We start from the raw sequence: 16,169 nt of genomic DNA on the forward strand, positions 1-16,169 counted from the left end.
TTATCTCGAAAGAGGACGCACATTTTAACGATTCAAATCTCTGTGTCAACCTTTTTCTTTAACTTTCTGAAGAAGTTTTTTCAGCCTTTCGAGCTTTCCAGATCAGGATCAGATCCCTTTCTTTCTGCCTCTGTGGCGTGTCCCCCTCAGAACGTGGAGCGCATTATAGGGAGATTAATTCGCAGCGCAAGCGCTTTTTTAAAATTTTTTAAAAATAATTTTTATCCGCTGAAATCTTATTATAGTTACTCCAATTAAACTCACGGTTATCGCTGCGAAAATGCCTAAGGCATGTTAGATTCATTTTAAATTTTTCAGGATCAAAGCATGAAGTATTACATTAGCCTCACTCTGCTTCTCTTCATTTCGATATTCGCTAAAGCAGACAATAAGATTGATATCACCAACACAACATCAGGTTCAGACTTAACAGCAAAAGTCTCAATTATCTTTGATCCTAAGAATGAGCTGACCTACGAACACTTTTCACAGTCGAATGTACTGAACCGATTTACACCTAATCACACCCCGTTCATTAACATCAGTAAGAAAGGCGGAACCTACTGGCTACAACTAGCATTGGTAAACCCAAGCAGGAAAGAACAGGTCAGCTATATAAAGATCAGAGATTTGCAATTAGCAGAAACAAACATCTATCAAGCGATTGAAAGTAGCGTTACTCATAATGGTCCTTTCTTCTATTCAACCACAGGTAATGTATTTGTCGGACATGACGCCACTTATATACGCATCAAAATTCCCGAAGAAACATCGACGCTCAACCTGATTCGTATTCATCCCATCTCAGATCAACGAATTGAGCTTTTATTCCTAGATAAGGAACACTACCAAGAAGACATTTTAGAAAACAATTGGATGCAGGGAATTTTTGCCGGCATTTTGATCACTCTGGTTACTACGCTGCTTTATCTCTACCGTACTAGCCGGAACACCTCTTCCTTAGCAGGTGCAGCCGTTATTACATTAATCGGCTTCTTCTACATTACTTACACCGGTCAGACAAAAGCTATTTTCGATCTCAATCAATTGCAAAGCCTGACCATGTACTACCTAACCTTTGGCCTAGCATTTCTTTCTTACCTGAGTTTGACGCTTTACCTATGTGGCTTGAAATCCCAGATCAAAAAGATATTAATTTTTGCGGGCACCTTAGGTGTCATACTCATGGTCACTTCGCATCATCTTTATGCTAATCATCTTACAACTATCATCATTCCATCTCTTGTCGCCTGCCTAGCTATGACAGGTTTAGGATTTCAGCAATTAACACGAAAAAACCATATCGCTTCTAACCTGGTTTTTAGCAGCATCATTGCCAGCGTCCTATTAACCGCGAACATCATTCATGCTCTTGGCATTACGCCGGACATGCTTACACTTGGATTTGAAGATAGCCTGACACTCATCGTGCTTAGCATGTTCATTACAACAGCCATAGGAAAACTTCTCTTCATTCATACCCAGAGCAGTAATCGTCAGTACCGCGAAAATAAGGTAAGAAGGGAACTCATTACCGCTAAAAATTCATTTTTAGCTCAATTCAGCCATGAGATGAGAACCCCTCTTAATGGGGTGGTCGGCATGACAGAATTACTTTTCGACACGCCTTTGAGCAATAACCAAAGAGAATACATTTCAACCATTCAGGAATCCGGCGAACGTCTAATGACAATGATCAACGATGTCATTGACTACACTCGCATAGAATCCAGAGAGCTTTCCCTAAATGAACGTACCTTTGACTTACAAAGCGTTGTCGTTCAGTGCTTAACCGATTTTTCTCGGGAAGCAGAGCAAAAGCAAATTGAACTTATTACTGATATCGCCAACGACATTCCTCAAATGGTCAGAGGGGATAACGAGCGACTAAGACAAATACTGCATGGCTTGATAAGTCATCTGTTTAACTTAATTGAGCACGGCGAAATTATTGTGAGCGTGGAATCCAACAGCACGCCAAATCAACTGAGATTCCAGATCCGGGATACCGGCATCGGATTTAAGAAGAACCAGAACAGCAGCCTTTTTGATGCTTATCAGCAAAGTAAAGCCAACCTAAAAACATCTGATCTGAGCCTCAACCTCAGCATGATTCAGGAGCTGATCCACTTAATGGGCGGTGAACTGCACATGGCATCAGAGTTTGGTAAAGGTAATGTCATCTGGTTTACCGCGAATATGCCTGCTAGCGAAGTGGAAAAAGAGGATGTGTTTGATGATTCCGTATTGGAAGGTCTGCATCTATTAGCTGTTGACGATAATGTATCCATCACAAAAGTCATTGCCCATCACGCGCATTCTTGGGGAATGGAAACCTCTATTGCTCACGGTGGCCCGGAAGCACTTGCCATATTACGAAATAAGGCCAGTCTTGAAGAGAAGATTGACGTTGTAATCCTCGACTACAAAATGCCAATCATGAACGGAATTGAGCTGGCAGCCAAAATCAAAGAGGACAACCTGATTACCAATGATGTACTGGTCATCATGCTAACAGGATTAAACTTCACTCCGAACAACACCACAGTCAAGAATGCAGGAATCCGCCATATTCTAACTAAACCTGTCTCTGGCAGCGCACTGAAACAGGTCATTCTTAAAGGACTTGGTCACATTACCCACTCAAATGCGCCAGCAGAACTGCATCAGATTGAAGATCCTAATCGCCACAAGACTTTGAATGTGCTGATTGCAGAAGATAATCAGGTATCCACAAAAGTCATCTGCGGAATGTTAAGAAAGATTGGAGTCAGCTACGAAGTAACCAGCAACGGGGAGCAAGCCTACGATGCTTTCCGCAATGGCGACTTCAATATCGTTTTGATGGACTGTGAAATGCCGATCATGGATGGTTTTGAAGCGACTCAAGCCATCAGAGATTGGGAAAAGAGAAACAAAAAGACCGAAGTACCGATCATCGCCCTATCGGCTCATGTTATGCCACAACAGAAAGCCATGTGTATGGATTGCGGAATGAATGACTATATCGAAAAACCGATCGAGCTCAGTACATTACGCTCCAAGTTAAGAGATTGGGCACCGGTGGTAACCGTTGTTGAAGAAACGACAGAGTGATAGCTCTTTACCTTTATTCATCGGGTACAACTCCCCAAACATCTTGAAATGCATTAATATGAACGGCTGAGTCGAACAGACTCGGCCAACACCCTACATCAGTTCTGGATGTAAGATTCTCTCTGATTCAAAGTCAAAGGCAGTATCCTAATGGGCGACTATTCAATTCATTTTTCTGCAAATTTAGCGCGCAGTCATGGTCTGGAACAAGCCATTGCATTCGCGGTTATGCAGCAATTCCAAGCTTTTCGCCAAAATAAAAATGGTTGGATACTGATTAGCGATGACGACTGGACATCAAAACTGCCCTTTTGGACCATCGAGACCATTCATAGCTCACTAAACCAGTTACGAGTGCAAGGATTGATTGAAATTCACCAGGCCGGTAACACTTTAAACCCTAAGTGTTTATATCGAATAGTGAAGAAAACATCGACGTCTGGCCTGCCAATCGTCAATAGCATCCCGCCTCAAGCCTCAGGCAATCGTAATGCTATAGGAACAGGAAATACTACTGGCAACACCAACAACACAAACCTTCAGCAAAACCCAACTTTCAGTCGCTCAGGTCCAATGCCAGAACAGTGGCATCCCGACCCACATGTTATTCAGCAACTGACTCGACTTGGTATTCCAGAGAACTTTATACAAGAAGCCATTCCTGAGTTCGTTACCTATTGGAAGGAAAGTGGTAAACATGCCATTAGCTGGGGGGCAAAATTCCAAGAACGCGTAAGAAAACTTTGGATGGAGCACGAAACCAAAGTCGCCTCAAATAAAATACCCGCCCCTATCACCAAAGAATGGCAACCCAGCCAGGATGCGCGTGACATCCTCATTCGTGATGGCATTGATCCTGAATTCATCAAAGACAGTGTTGCAGAGTTTCTTTTGTATTGGATGGAACGAGGAAGCGCCGAGATTACCTGGAATAACAAGTTTGTGAGTCACATTCGCCACCAATGGCAAAAGTTCTGCTCAACCATTGAACACTCAACCAACCCAACGCGTATTCCAAAAAACTGGCAACCAAGCCCCGAATGCTTTGATATTGCACGGATGGCGCAAATCGATGTCGAATTTGTGAAAGAGCAGATCAAACCATTTGTGTTATATTGGTCAGATTCAAATCAAACCTCAACATCCTGGAACACTAAGTTTGTCCAACACCTCAAATGGAGTTGGGCGAAGCGTCATCAGTTGGACAACATTGGACAATCGGTAAGTCATGAAAAAGGTTCAGCACATCATCAATCCGGTCACACAGCAAATCAGTCATTCATCGAACGACACCAGGACACCAGCTGGGCGGACGAACTCTAACCGAGCGGATTCGAATTACAACGAACAAACCGCCAATCAAATACCAACCGCTGACATGGTTGCTGCCATCACCTATCTTTTTGGCGCGTTCGAACTGGCTTACCACAATCAATTCAAACGCGCTTTTGGTGATCTAGAAAGCTTAAAAAGTGCTAAACGCTTGTGGGCAATGCAACTGAATCGTTTCAAGCCAGAACAGATTAAGCGCGCTACAGACCAAGCCATCCAAACCAATAAGTTCATGCCAACACTGCCTGAACTCGTTCAAATGTGTGAACATGACTTATCAGAACACGGTTTACCGGATGACTATTCAGCCTATGTAGAAGCCTGTCGAGCTAACAGTCCCAAAGAAAAATACAAATGGACACACCCAGCCGTTTACTGGGCAGGAAGAGCCACTGGCTGGTTTCTATTACAAAGTGAACCAGAAGCAAAAGTTTTCCCGATCTTCAAACGAAACTACGAACAGTTATGTGCAAAAGTACGGGATGGCGAGTCACTAAATATTCAGGTGAAATCAGATGTTCCTCAATTAGAAAGCATTCCGCTTCCTAAAGAGGATCAAATCAAGCATTTAGAAGCATTAAGAAAGAAAACAGGTCTTTAATTAGTCCGAATTCTTGAGTGGGCGTAAAGCAATCAGCTCTTTCTCTTCCTGAGCCAGTCTTTGCGCCGCCAAGATTCGACGCTGCTGTTGTAGCACGTACTGAATCAACTCCTCGCTCAACTGCTCACTGATTCGCTCAAAATTCACACGAATCATGTAATTTGTGCCTTGAGGACCAGGAATAGAAAGTCGATCACTGCCAATAACACGCCCTGTCACCAACACACGCCGATGATCCGATGTCAGCAACATATCCATCAGCACAATCGTGTCATCCGACAAGGGTTCTACCGACGGAAAACCCACACCACACGCACTCAAGCTTACGTTAACTGTACGATATTTTTGTTGAAACCCCGCGTCCAGATGAGCAGACACAGAATCTGCAAACATATTCAGCTTTTGATTTAATAAATCAGCCATTGCTGACAATTCTGGGGAGTTTTGCCTCAAACGCTCAATCTCTGATGAAATTTCCGCATCCAATGCGCGAATATCTGGGTCGGGCTCAATATTAAGCTCCCCATCTAGCCACAACTTTTCTTCGGATAAAGAAAGGACGCGATACCTAAGACTTACCGTATCGGCTATTCTGAAAAATCGTCGACGATCAACACCGCCATCAATTGGAGCTGTCTGTCCCATAACATAAAGTCTCTCTAATCTATTTTTATTATTCTTATGACTCTATATACATAGTAATCTAGAAAATCTCTTCTGGCGACAACTCGTACAATTCATCTGTCGGGTCAAAGCCATCCTGATAAGGATCGAAAGTTTCAATTTGATCAACATGTTCTTCGTATGGATCATCCTTCACGATAACAATCTCCACACGACGATTTAATTGACGACCTTCCGGCGTCTCATTATCAGCAATTGGCTTGGTTGATCCCCAACCAACTACTTTAAATCGTTTTCTTTGGAATTCTTTAAACGCTAAAAGTTCATTTGCTAACGCCTGAGCACGGGCTGAAGATAACTCATAGTTATTAGCAAAGGCACTGGCGCTGGGTAAAGATACATCGTCCGAATGACCTTCAAAACTTAACGTTCCTTCAACCATTAACAACATATCTTTTAATTTTGCCAAGACCGGGAAAAACTTGTCATCCAGGGTTGCAGAACCCGACTTGAATGAACCATTCTCTTGAATTCGAATCACAATGCGTCGGTCTTTAGTTTCGACCTGAATAGAGCCTTTGCCGACCTCTTCCTGCATGTGAGTGGCAATTTCAATGGCGTCTTTCTCGGCATCCGCTTTCGCAGCTTCCGCTTCATCCTTTGTCTTACGATCTTCGCGAAGTCGCTGATTATCCTCTGTGGCAATGTTTTGAGCTTCAGGGTCCTGACACTCTACTTCCAAGCTTTCCTTGGTGGTATCAGACGTATCCTGATAGATAACATTCAGAGGAGTAGGATCGGGACGCCCTGGGCTAAATTCCTGAGCGATGATACTTGTACCTTTAGGGATTTCAGCCAGGTTCTTGACGTTTTGCACACCAAAGGCATTCATTAAGGAACCGGCCAGACGCTTAAAGCGAATAGCATCGATTTCCGCAAAGGAAAGCAGTAATACGAAAAAGCACATCAGGAGCGACATCAAGTCGGCAAAGGTCATCACCCAGGCGGGCGTTCCGGCTTTTTCTTTTTTCTTTGGTTCTTCGTCACTCATCCAGGCATTCGCTTTTCTCGATAATCACATTGGTTCGGAAATTCACCGAACTGCCTTAGATCTCTGGTGGGCGCTTACCTTCAGCAAGGTAAGTACGTAGCATGGATTCAATTACTTTCGGGTTTTGACCTGCCTGTATCGCTAACAACGCATCAATCACCATGCGTTTGGACATCGCTTCTTGCCCTGCTCTTAAATCCAACTTATCTGCAACTGGCTGAGCAAACATGTTGGCAATCATTGCCCCATATAAAGTAGTTAACAGAGCAACCGCCATCGCAGGACCAATAGATTTTGGGTCATCCATGTTAGCCAACATGGCCACCAGACCAATTAGGGTACCAATCATCCCCATCGCTGGCGCCACTTCCCCCATCTGGGTAAAGATACTGGAACCTGATGCATGACGTTCAACCGCAAGGTTCATTTCTTTGGTTAATAAGGTTCTGACAACTTCCGGATCATGACCATCTACCAGAAGCTGAATTCCATTCATAAGGAACTTATTTTCAGATTCCTTACCTTCAAGAGACAGTAAACCGCCTTTACGTGCTTCAGCAGCCATTTCAACCACTTCAGAAATCAAATCTTCAGGCGCTTGCAACTTGAACATAAACGCTTTGGCTGCAATTTTACCTGCTGCGAGGAAGTGCCCAAGTTCATACTTCATTAATACCGCAAAAATAGAACCACCTACCACAATCAATAGCGACGGCACATTAAAGAACATATGAGGTGAGCCGCCTAGAACCATGGCAGCAATAACAATTACAAAGGCACCTACTATTCCGATAAGTGTTGCTAAATCCACAAGATCCCTCTTTATTGATTGGGGCAGAAAGAGTGCAAAATAACAGAAAACCCATACATTCTTTTAGGGTTTTCTATCAACATCATGAACTTATATCGACTCGTTGAGCTAAAACTTAAGCCTGATTTTGAATTTTAATCGATTACTTGAGTCACTTTAAGAATACTAGGATAATAGCGCAAGCTTTCCACCGATACAGAATTTTTTATGACTGATCAGAATAAAAACCTTGATTTTGAAGCGTCTTTGACAGAACTGGAGCAACTGGTTCAATCATTGGAAAACGACAATTTGAGTCTCGACAAGTCGTTGGCAACCTTCGAACAAGGCATCAAACTATCGAGAACCTGCCAGCAAGCGTTGGATCAGGCCGAACAAAAAGTCAGCATTCTCCTGGGCGAAACAGAACAGCCTTTCGACAACTCCACTTTAAACGACGAATAAACACGTTTTGAATATTCAATTGCTCATGCAGCAAGCTGCAGAACGCTGCAACCAGATTCTTGCTACCAAAATCAACGCACAACCGGAAATTAGTCGCCTAAAGACCGCCATGTCTTATAGCGTTACCAACGGTGGTAAGCGTTTCAGACCCGCTTTAACTTATATGACATTGACTGCGCTAGGGCTCCCCGAAGAAAAAGGGGATGATATTGCGGCGGCCATTGAGTGCATTCACACCTACTCGTTAATACACGATGATCTTCCAGCGATGGATGATGATGATCTTCGTCGTGGCAAACCCACCTGTCATGTGCAGTTTGATGAAGCAACAGCAATTCTTGCAGGCGATGCACTGCAAGCACTGGCCTTTGAAATCATTGCTGACTCAACACAACTATCAGACGCTCAAAAAGTAGCCATCATTCAAGTACTATCCAAAGCATCCGGCCCTGCAGGTATGGTTGGCGGACAGGCTCACGATTTGGATTCGGAAGGAAAACAACTAAATCAGAGTGAACTAGAAGCGATTCATAACCGAAAAACCGGCGCACTTATTTCCGCCTGTACAGAGATGGCTTGTATTGCGGCTAACGCACCAGAGCACATTCGATCCACACTGAAAGACTTTTCATTGACATTAGGATTGGCCTTCCAGGTTTCCGACGACATCATTGACATCACCAGCTCAACGGAAGTTCTTGGTAAACAACAGGGCTCGGATCACGAGCTGGACAAAGCCACTTACCCCAAGCTACTCACTCTGGAAGGCGCAAAAGACTACTTAAATCAGCTAAAGGACAAGGCGCTGACCCTATTAAATCAAGCGCAGCTGAACTCTTCAGAACAACTCGTCACTTTGACTCACTTTGTAGCAGACAGAGACCACTAACCTACTCGGCTGTGGTCTTCCCCTTTCAGACTCAAATTCCAATAAGTTGTCACATTGCTACTTTGTCGACCTTCGCCTTTGTAGTAGAATGCGCCGTCTAACCTACGGGCCTGACTAGGTAATCAATCCAAGATGATTTTCCATAAAATACCTGAAAGCCGTCCAGACACGCCGTTGTTGGATAGCATTGATCGTCCAGAACAATTACGACAGATGTCCTCTGCTACTTTGCCTCAATTAGCCAAAGAGCTTAGGGAATATTTGCTGTACTCTGTGGGTCAATCAGGTGGGCATTTTGGTGCAGGTCTGGGGGTTGTTGAGCTAACGATTGCTCTTCACTATGTATTTAACACACCTGAAGATAGATTAGTGTGGGACGTAGGCCATCAAGCTTACCCACATAAAATTCTGACAGGCCGACGCGAACAGATGCCAACCATCCGTCAAGGTGGCGGTTTAGCTGCATTTCCTCGTCGATCTGAAAGTGAGTTTGATACCTTCGGAGTTGGCCACTCAAGTACCTCAATCGGTGCCGCGTTAGGCATGGCACTGGCTGCAAAGCAGAAAGGTGAAGATCGAAAAGCTGTTGCTATTATTGGTGATGGTGCCATGACCGCAGGCATGGCTTTTGAAGCCATGACACATGCGGGTGACAGTGGCGCAGACATGTTAGTTATTCTCAACGACAACGACATGTCGATTTCCGAAAACGTCGGTGGTTTGTCTAATTATCTGGCCAGGCTCTTATCCTCACCTTCGTACAATAATTTGCGAAACAACAGCAAGAAAATCCTGGGTGACATCCCGCCGGTATATGAGTTAGCTAAAAAGACAGAAGAACATCTGCTTAAAGGCATGACCACACCTGGCACCATGTTCGAAGAGCTGGGCTTCAATTATATCGGCCCTATTGATGGTCATAACGTTGAATTACTGACCGAGACGCTGGCTAACATGAAGTCTCTGTCGGGCCCTCAGTTTTTGCATATTGTGACCAAAAAAGGGAAAGGGTTTTCTCCAGCAGAAGCCGACCCGATTGGTTATCACGCCATCAACAAGTTACCGAACAAAAACGAGCGCAGCTCTCAAACGCCTAAACCAAGCCGACCAAAATACTCAAATGTGTTCGGCCAATGGTTGTGTGATATGGCAAATCATGACGAGCGTCTGGTCGGTATTACGCCTGCGATGCGAGAAGGCTCAGACCTGATCAAATTCAGCGAGCAATTCCCGGAGCGCTACTTCGACGTTGCCATTGCAGAACAACATGCCGTAACGCTGGCAGCGGGTTTAGCCTGTGAAAATCTGAAACCTGTTGTAGCTATCTATTCAACATTCCTACAACGCGCTTATGACCAACTGATTCATGACGTTGCTATTCAGGATCTGGATGTTCTGTTCGCCATTGACCGAGCAGGTTTAGTGGGAGAAGACGGCCCTACGCACGCTGGTAGCTTTGATTTAGCATTTCTTCGTTGCATTCCTGGCATGGTCATCATGGCACCATCCAACGAAGACCAAACCCGAAAAATGTTAAGCACTGGCTATCTTTATGAAGGCCCGGCTGCAGTTCGCTATCCGCGAGGCACAGGTCCTGGCGTGGATATCTCAGACGACTTATCAGCCATCGAGATAGGCAAATCAGAAACCCTGCTCAAAGGTAAAAAAGTCGCCATTCTAGCCTTTGGTTCTATGGTGGAAGCGGCTCGTGGTGTTGCCGAGAAGCACAGCTACACACTCATTGACATGCGTTTTGTGAAGCCTTTAGACGAAGCCGCAATTCTGGAAGCTCGCACAACCCATGACCTGCTAGTAACCGTGGAAGAAAACTCCATTATGGGTGGCGCAGGTTCTGCCGTGAATGAGTTCCTCAATAGCCAATACCAGACAGGTCACATTATTAATCTTGGCTTGCCAGACTACTATGTCGAACACGACAAACCAGAAGTAATGCTGAAAGAGTGTGGACTGGATGCCGAAGGCATTGACGCTGCGATCAACAAAGCACTGACCGCATTTGAAGGGAAGCAAGTAATGTCTGCGGTTGCAAACTAACTTATAGCCAGCAACCAAAGACAAACTTATCCTTCACTATACTCAGGACTAGGATTAATGATTCTGCTCCAGAATCATAAAGCCCTTTTCATGTTTGATGTTCACGTGTTTCAGGAAGGTCATTCCCAGCAAGATCTCTCCAGTGAAGCCAGACTCAAGCACAATCCCATGAACGTAACTGGCTTTCAGGCCGCCTACCTTAACTGAATTTAAAAGCACCGGATAGCCAATCACCTGACCACCGGCTGTTCCAACATATACAGGGTTGGATCGATCCACAGACACCCCCAGGCGCCGCGCATCTGCCATCGACATAGAAATCGATGTGGCGCCAGTATCCACTAAAAAACTTACCGGACGACCATTAATACTGCCTGTTGTTAAGTACTGTCCATTGCTGGACTGAATACTCACCGTGGCCTTTTGAGGCGCCTGATAGTCACCTGAAATATGCCCTGACAGGCCCAACACTTTTCGCTGTCCACTGATCATGATCACGGCCTGCTTCGCATCGGCACTGATTAACTTCACCCCTTCTGGCGAGGTTTGCCCCTTTCGAAGAATCCGCTGCGTACCGTTAATGTTCAGCACAGCCATGTTATTCATCAACCCTTCCACATGAATCGACGCCTCTGCCCAAACAAGCCCTGAAAGCATCCACGCTGCAAACAACAGACAGATACGATTGCTACGGAATAACCCCATGCTTAAACGCCCCTTATAACGGCAACCAGTTCGACATTAACAACAATTGCAACACAATCAAGGACATCAAACCAGCCAAAATATCATCAAGCATTATCCCCAAACCGCCGGATACTTTTTGATCCGCCCATTTAATCGGCCAAGGTTTGATAATGTCGAAGAAGCGAAACAAGGCGAATCCGATCAATGCCACCAGCCAATGTTTCGGCGCAAAAATAAAGGTTATCCACAGACCAGAGAACTCATCCCAGACAATACCACCGTAGTCATGCACCCCTAAACGACGTGCACTTTCACCACATAAATAGATCCCTAGAGGAATACTGGAAACCACTACTGCGATGTACCAGTACAAGCTCATGTCAGCCAACATAAACCAATAAATCACCAACGCCATCAGAGTGCCAAAGGTACCCGGCGCCTTGGGGCTTAATCCGGAGCCTAAACCAAAGGCAAAAAAGTGGACCGGATCTTTGATAATCTCAATCGGAGATAAATGTATCTTTTCACCCATGAAACAATGTCCTTTTTGAATGTCTCAATCGCGTTCAAGAGAAATGGTTGTAGCCTAAGCGAGTTAGATCAACATTAGCGTTCTCTACGCTCACCTTCTGTGTGTCATTGACCGTCTCAATTCGGCCAATTTTTGTGATAGCAATACCAGACTGTTTTGCAACAGCTTGAAGTTTTTGCTCCATATCCGGCGGCGCGGTAAATGCTAATTCGTAATCATCTCCGCCAGTGAGTGCCCACTCATTTGCTTGAGGCATTTCAAAGCAACGGCTTAACGCATCAGATATTGGCAGACTTTGAGCGTCCACAACGACAGATACTCCACTGGCCTCGGCAATGTGCCGCAAGTCAGCCAATAATCCATCGGATACATCAAGCATCGCACTGGCAATACCTGACAACGCCTGTCCCAAGACAATTCGGGGTGTCGGTTTATGAAAACGCTGAATCAGAAAATCTTCATCTTTTGAATGAGCATGAGTTGATGCAGCTGATCTACTATCTCGATCCAACCAGAGGTGTAGCCCAGCCGCAGCATCCCCCAAAGAGCCAGACACATAAACATCATCCCCGACCTGAGCTCCGTCACGATAGACAGGATGAGGACACAAGCCATGCGCTTGAATGGTAATCGTCAGAGGTCCCTTTGTGGTATCGCCCCCAACCAAAGGAATATGAAACCGCTCAGCCAGTACTCTCATACCGTCGACAAAAGCACGTAACCAAGGCTCATGGATCTCGGGAAGCGTGATTGCAAGCGTATAAAATAGAGGAGTAGCAGACATCGCAGCCAGATCACTGAGATTAACCGCAAGACAACGATAACCCAGATCGTAAGGAGGAATATCCGAAGTAAAGTGAACCCCTTCAACCAGGGTATCAATAGAAAAGGCCAGGTTACCCTGACCTTTCCAAACTGCAGCATCATCCCCAATTTTTTTAAGGAAACCATGCCCAGTTGATGCATTCTCTTCCGAACCAATCTCTTGTAAAGGTTGGAAGAGAGTCTGTATCAGCGCAAATTCATCCATGAGCAGATCATAACGCGTTCAGATTATTTGGAACGAGCACGTTGTTTTTCTTCCAAACGAGCTCGACCTGCCAATTTATCCAACACGCCATTCACGTACTTATGACCGTCTTCACCACCGAAGTTTTTCGCAAGATCAATCGCTTCATTGATCACAACGCGATATGGCACATCCAAACGATGAAGTAATTCATAAGCACCGATACGTAAGATTGCACGTTCAATCGGATCAACCTGATCTTCAGTACGATCCAGAAATAGCACATACGCAGAATCCAATTCAGCTAGCTTTCTAGGGATTTCATGTAACAGCTCAGAGAAATACGGTTTATCGTATTTCTTCGATTCATTATCCACTAAAAATTGCGCTTCAATAGTAGTGATTGAATCTTTGTTCATGTGCCATTGATACAATGCCTGAACCAGCAGGCAGCGAGATTCATGTCGCGCAGCAGCTGGCCCTTTGCGACCACCACCCGGCTTCCCTTTCCGAGGACCTTTTGAGCCACCTTTAGGAGAAGTGGTTTTGCCTTGCTCGTTCATTTCGCCATTAGCCATGCTTAGTTCACCTGCTTTAATAAGCTAACCATTTCGAAGGCGCTCATTGCCGCTTCTTCACCCTTATTACCGGCCTTGGTTCCTGCACGCTCAATTGCTTGCTCAATACTATCCACAGTCAATACACCAAACGCTACTGGAATACCGTATTGCAGCGCCAATTGACCCAATCCCTTAGTACATTCGCCCGAAACGTATTCGAAATGCGGCGTACCACCACGAATCACTGCACCCAGTGTAATAATCGCGTCGTATTTACCTGTCTCAGCCACTTTTTTAACCGTCAATGGAATCTCCATTGCGCCAGGGCAACGAATGATTGTGATATCTTCTTCTGACACACCGTGGCGCTTCAAAGAGTCAACCGCACCTTCCACCAGGCTTTCCACAACGAACGCATTCCAACGCCCAACAACCAAAGCGTATTTACCTTGGTTCGGCGTCATATCGCCTTCAATAACTTTAATTTGAGACATGCTTTTTACCATTTGATTTTAACAATTGAACTGTCGAATTAAGTCGTAACTTTTGTTGGATGATAGGTTTGAATTTAACCATCCAAAGTCATCGCCCAGGCGGATCATACCCGGGCGATTATATCTTACTCGGCGTCCGGTTCGATGAAGTTAACCAATTCCAGATCAAATCCGGACAGTGCACTAAACTTCATCGGAGAACTCATTACATCCATCTTACGAATACCCAAGTGGCGCAAGATCTGAGAACCGGTTCCGATGGTCTGATAAGCACCAGAAACACCTTGCCCAGGTACACGGTGTGCCTTTTGAGGACACAGCAACTTATCGAGACTACCCGCCAAATCCATTTGGCCGTCCATATCAAGCATCACGATCACACCTTGATCACGCTCTGCAATGTATTTCATAACCGCATCAATTGACCATGACACACGATCTCTTTGTGTTGCACGAAGGATATCGCGCATTGGATCAAGTACATGAACACGAACGGGTACCGCATCTTCTTCCGACCATTGACCACGAGTCATTGCCAGGTGACGATGACCGTGAATGGAGTCTTTGAATTCATGAAGAGTGAACGCACCAAACTCAGTGTCGATGCTTTCTTTGCGCACTTCTTCAATGGTGTGCTCATTCATCATGCGGTAGTGAATCAAGTCTGCGATGGTTCCGATCTTTAGGTCGTGCTCTTTGGCAAACTCTTCCAAATCAGGGCGACGCGCCATCGTGCCGTCTTCATTCATGATCTCAACAATCGCCGCTGCAGGCGTCAAACCAGCCAAACGCGCCAAATCACAACCAGCTTCGGTATGACCTGCACGACTCAATACACCACCAGGCTGAGCACGTAGAGGGAAGATATGACCCGGCTGAACAATCGCATCCGCTGGCGATTCAGGATCAACCGCAACACGAATGGTATGAGAACGATCCGCCGCAGAAATCCCGGTGGTTACGCCTTCACGCGCTTCGATCGATACCGTAAACGGTGTGCTGAATTGAGCACTGTTATCGCTTACCATCGGAGGCAAGCCCAAGAAGTCACAACGCTCTCCGGTTAAAGTAAGACAAATCAGGCCACGAGCCTTCGAGGCCATAAAGTTCACAATTTCAGGAGTAACTTTTTCCGCTGCAACGATGATATCGCCTTCATTTTCACGATCTTCGTCATCCATCAGGATAACCATTTTACCCTGGCGGATATCTTCAATGATTTCTTCAATACTATTTAGGGACATTCTCTAGCCTTTTGAGCAGTTGGATGCGTGATAGAGGAGTTCTTCCTGCTTATCGCTTTGTTCTTCCTATGAAGCCGTGTTCTGCCAAAAAGCCCATACTGATGTTACTTTTTGGCTGGCTTCCCGAATCAGAACCCTGAGTCAGTAGGCGCTCAAGATATCGAGCCACCACATCAACCTCAAGATTCACCCTGTCTCCCACTTTGTAGTTTTTAATAATAGTTTCTTGTTGAGTGTGTGGGATCACATTCAACACAAAATCATCGCCAATCAGATCGTTAACAGTCAGGCTGCAACCATCCAGGGTAATAGACCCTTTCTTAGCGATATAACGAGCCAATTCTGAATCGGGTCTCACTACAATTCGAACGGAACGTGCGGACGGTTCTAGCTGAACAATTTCGCCCTGACCATCCACATGACCACTAACAATGTGTCCACCAAAACGAGAGGTAGGTAACATCGCTTTTTCTAAGTTCACCGCCGCTCCGGGCGCCAATTGATCCAATCCTGTCAGCGACAAGGATTCTAATGACACATCGGCGGTGAATTCAGAGGAATTAAAAGCAACTACCGTCAGGCAAACACCATTAACAGCAATACTGTCTCCGAGTTTAACGTCAGACATATCCAGACTATTTACCGCAATGGTAATAGCCACATCGCCACCCTTGACGACTTTATTTTTCAACTGACCTAGCGCTTCAACAATACCGGTAAACACGTACGATTCCCTTGAT

Annotated in this window: 16 protein-coding genes; 6 read left to right on the forward strand and 10 right to left on the reverse strand. The window is 45.2% G+C overall.

Annotation, left to right across the window (positions count from 1 at the left end; translation table 11 throughout):
• The first annotated feature begins 327 nt into the window (after nucleotides 1-327).
• The 3 genes from QQL66_RS19755 (at nucleotide 328) to QQL66_RS19765 (ending at nucleotide 5,029) form a co-directional block, all read left to right on the forward strand.
• Nucleotides 328-3,096 (forward strand): response regulator, encoded by a 2,769-nt coding sequence (locus QQL66_RS19755; protein ID WP_284383857.1) that lies wholly within the window; start codon nucleotides 328-330, stop codon nucleotides 3,094-3,096.
• Between the two features lie 150 nt (nucleotides 3,097-3,246).
• A complete protein-coding gene (locus QQL66_RS19760; protein WP_284383859.1) occupies nucleotides 3,247-4,419 on the forward strand; it encodes a DnaT-like ssDNA-binding domain-containing protein in 1,173 nt (390 codons plus the stop codon).
• Complete coding sequence (locus tag QQL66_RS19765) at nucleotides 4,325-5,029, forward strand: replication protein P (RefSeq protein WP_284383861.1); 705 nt, start codon at nucleotides 4,325-4,327, stop codon at nucleotides 5,027-5,029. Before QQL66_RS19760 ends, QQL66_RS19765 begins: the two co-directional genes overlap by 95 nt.
• Here QQL66_RS19765 and QQL66_RS19770 read toward each other — a convergent pair whose 3' ends face one another.
• From QQL66_RS19770 to pomA, 3 genes are read right to left on the reverse strand one after another with little or no spacing between them, the layout of a single operon-like run.
• Entirely contained in the window at nucleotides 5,030-5,674 is a 645-nt protein-coding gene (locus QQL66_RS19770; protein WP_284383862.1) for a PilZ domain-containing protein, read from the reverse strand.
• Between the two features lie 58 nt (nucleotides 5,675-5,732).
• On the reverse strand, nucleotides 5,733-6,704 hold the full coding sequence (locus QQL66_RS19775; protein ID WP_284383863.1) for a MotB family protein: 972 nt from the start codon (nucleotides 6,702-6,704) through the stop codon (nucleotides 5,733-5,735).
• 55 nt (nucleotides 6,705-6,759) lie between these two features.
• A complete protein-coding gene (gene pomA / locus QQL66_RS19780) occupies nucleotides 6,760-7,515 on the reverse strand; it encodes a flagellar motor protein PomA (protein ID WP_284383864.1) in 756 nt (251 codons plus the stop codon).
• A gap of 207 nt (nucleotides 7,516-7,722) precedes the next feature.
• Between pomA and QQL66_RS19785 the strand changes: the two genes are divergently transcribed.
• The 3 genes from QQL66_RS19785 to dxs all read left to right on the forward strand — a co-directional run bounded on the left by QQL66_RS19785 (nucleotide 7,723) and on the right by dxs (nucleotide 10,903).
• Nucleotides 7,723-7,959 carry an exodeoxyribonuclease VII small subunit gene (locus QQL66_RS19785; RefSeq protein ID WP_284383866.1) on the forward strand — a complete coding sequence of 79 codons (237 nt, stop codon included), beginning with the start codon at nucleotides 7,723-7,725 and terminating at the stop codon, nucleotides 7,957-7,959.
• A gap of 25 nt (nucleotides 7,960-7,984) precedes the next feature.
• Complete coding sequence (locus tag QQL66_RS19790) at nucleotides 7,985-8,848, forward strand: polyprenyl synthetase family protein (RefSeq protein WP_284383867.1); 864 nt, start codon at nucleotides 7,985-7,987, stop codon at nucleotides 8,846-8,848.
• A gap of 132 nt (nucleotides 8,849-8,980) precedes the next feature.
• Nucleotides 8,981-10,903 carry a 1-deoxy-D-xylulose-5-phosphate synthase gene (dxs, locus tag QQL66_RS19795; protein ID WP_284383869.1) on the forward strand — a complete coding sequence of 641 codons (1,923 nt, stop codon included), beginning with the start codon at nucleotides 8,981-8,983 and terminating at the stop codon, nucleotides 10,901-10,903.
• A gap of 54 nt (nucleotides 10,904-10,957) precedes the next feature.
• On the opposite strand, the gene QQL66_RS19800 is transcribed toward dxs, so the two are convergent.
• The 7 genes from QQL66_RS19800 to QQL66_RS19830 all read right to left on the reverse strand — a co-directional run bounded on the left by QQL66_RS19800 (nucleotide 10,958) and on the right by QQL66_RS19830 (nucleotide 16,153).
• A complete protein-coding gene (locus QQL66_RS19800) occupies nucleotides 10,958-11,608 on the reverse strand; it encodes a retropepsin-like aspartic protease family protein (RefSeq protein ID WP_284383870.1) in 651 nt (216 codons plus the stop codon).
• Between the two features lie 13 nt (nucleotides 11,609-11,621).
• Entirely contained in the window at nucleotides 11,622-12,122 is a 501-nt protein-coding gene (locus QQL66_RS19805; protein ID WP_284383871.1) for a phosphatidylglycerophosphatase A family protein, read from the reverse strand.
• Between the two features lie 34 nt (nucleotides 12,123-12,156).
• Nucleotides 12,157-13,152 (reverse strand): thiamine-phosphate kinase, encoded by a 996-nt coding sequence (gene thiL, locus QQL66_RS19810; RefSeq protein WP_284383872.1) that lies wholly within the window; start codon nucleotides 13,150-13,152, stop codon nucleotides 12,157-12,159.
• Nucleotides 13,153-13,175: 23 nt separating this feature from the next.
• The gene (nusB, locus tag QQL66_RS19815) at nucleotides 13,176-13,709 is read right to left on the reverse strand and encodes a transcription antitermination factor NusB (protein WP_284383875.1); all 534 of its coding nucleotides are present in this window, start codon (nucleotides 13,707-13,709) and stop codon (nucleotides 13,176-13,178) included.
• A 2-nt stretch (nucleotides 13,710-13,711) separates the two neighbouring features.
• A complete protein-coding gene (ribH, locus tag QQL66_RS19820; protein WP_284383876.1) occupies nucleotides 13,712-14,185 on the reverse strand; it encodes a 6,7-dimethyl-8-ribityllumazine synthase in 474 nt (157 codons plus the stop codon).
• 125 nt (nucleotides 14,186-14,310) lie between these two features.
• The gene (gene ribBA, locus QQL66_RS19825; protein WP_284383878.1) at nucleotides 14,311-15,429 is read right to left on the reverse strand and encodes a bifunctional 3,4-dihydroxy-2-butanone-4-phosphate synthase/GTP cyclohydrolase II; all 1,119 of its coding nucleotides are present in this window, start codon (nucleotides 15,427-15,429) and stop codon (nucleotides 14,311-14,313) included.
• Nucleotides 15,430-15,478: 49 nt separating this feature from the next.
• A complete protein-coding gene (locus tag QQL66_RS19830; RefSeq protein WP_284383879.1) occupies nucleotides 15,479-16,153 on the reverse strand; it encodes a riboflavin synthase in 675 nt (224 codons plus the stop codon).
• Nucleotides 16,154-16,169: the final 16 nt, after the last annotated feature.

The organism is Litoribrevibacter albus, assembly GCF_030159995.1.
GTDB lineage: Bacteria > Pseudomonadota > Gammaproteobacteria > Pseudomonadales > Litoribrevibacteraceae > Litoribrevibacter > Litoribrevibacter albus.

What these genes read in the sequence shown, in the direction of transcription:
- QQL66_RS19775 (WP_284383863.1), bottom strand. Translation starts at nt 6,704, where the DNA reads ATGAGTGACGAAGAACCAAAGAAAAAAGAAAAAGCCGGAACGCCCGCC.
- QQL66_RS19770 (WP_284383862.1), bottom strand. Translation starts at nt 5,674, where the DNA reads ATGGGACAGACAGCTCCAATTGATGGCGGTGTTGATCGTCGACGATTT.
- QQL66_RS19790 (WP_284383867.1), top strand. Translation starts at nt 7,985, where the DNA reads ATGCAGCAAGCTGCAGAACGCTGCAACCAGATTCTTGCTACCAAAATC.
- QQL66_RS19785 (WP_284383866.1), top strand. Translation starts at nt 7,723, where the DNA reads ATGACTGATCAGAATAAAAACCTTGATTTTGAAGCGTCTTTGACAGAA.
- QQL66_RS19755 (WP_284383857.1), top strand. Translation starts at nt 328, where the DNA reads ATGAAGTATTACATTAGCCTCACTCTGCTTCTCTTCATTTCGATATTC.
- ribBA (WP_284383878.1), bottom strand. Translation starts at nt 15,429, where the DNA reads ATGTCCCTAAATAGTATTGAAGAAATCATTGAAGATATCCGCCAGGGT.
- thiL (WP_284383872.1), bottom strand. Translation starts at nt 13,152, where the DNA reads ATGGATGAATTTGCGCTGATACAGACTCTCTTCCAACCTTTACAAGAG.
- ribH (WP_284383876.1), bottom strand. Translation starts at nt 14,185, where the DNA reads ATGTCTCAAATTAAAGTTATTGAAGGCGATATGACGCCGAACCAAGGT.
- nusB (WP_284383875.1), bottom strand. Translation starts at nt 13,709, where the DNA reads ATGGCTAATGGCGAAATGAACGAGCAAGGCAAAACCACTTCTCCTAAA.
- QQL66_RS19760 (WP_284383859.1), top strand. Translation starts at nt 3,247, where the DNA reads ATGGGCGACTATTCAATTCATTTTTCTGCAAATTTAGCGCGCAGTCAT.
- QQL66_RS19800 (WP_284383870.1), bottom strand. Translation starts at nt 11,608, where the DNA reads ATGGGGTTATTCCGTAGCAATCGTATCTGTCTGTTGTTTGCAGCGTGG.
- QQL66_RS19765 (WP_284383861.1), top strand. Translation starts at nt 4,325, where the DNA reads ATGAAAAAGGTTCAGCACATCATCAATCCGGTCACACAGCAAATCAGT.
- QQL66_RS19805 (WP_284383871.1), bottom strand. Translation starts at nt 12,122, where the DNA reads ATGGGTGAAAAGATACATTTATCTCCGATTGAGATTATCAAAGATCCG.
- dxs (WP_284383869.1), top strand. Translation starts at nt 8,981, where the DNA reads ATGATTTTCCATAAAATACCTGAAAGCCGTCCAGACACGCCGTTGTTG.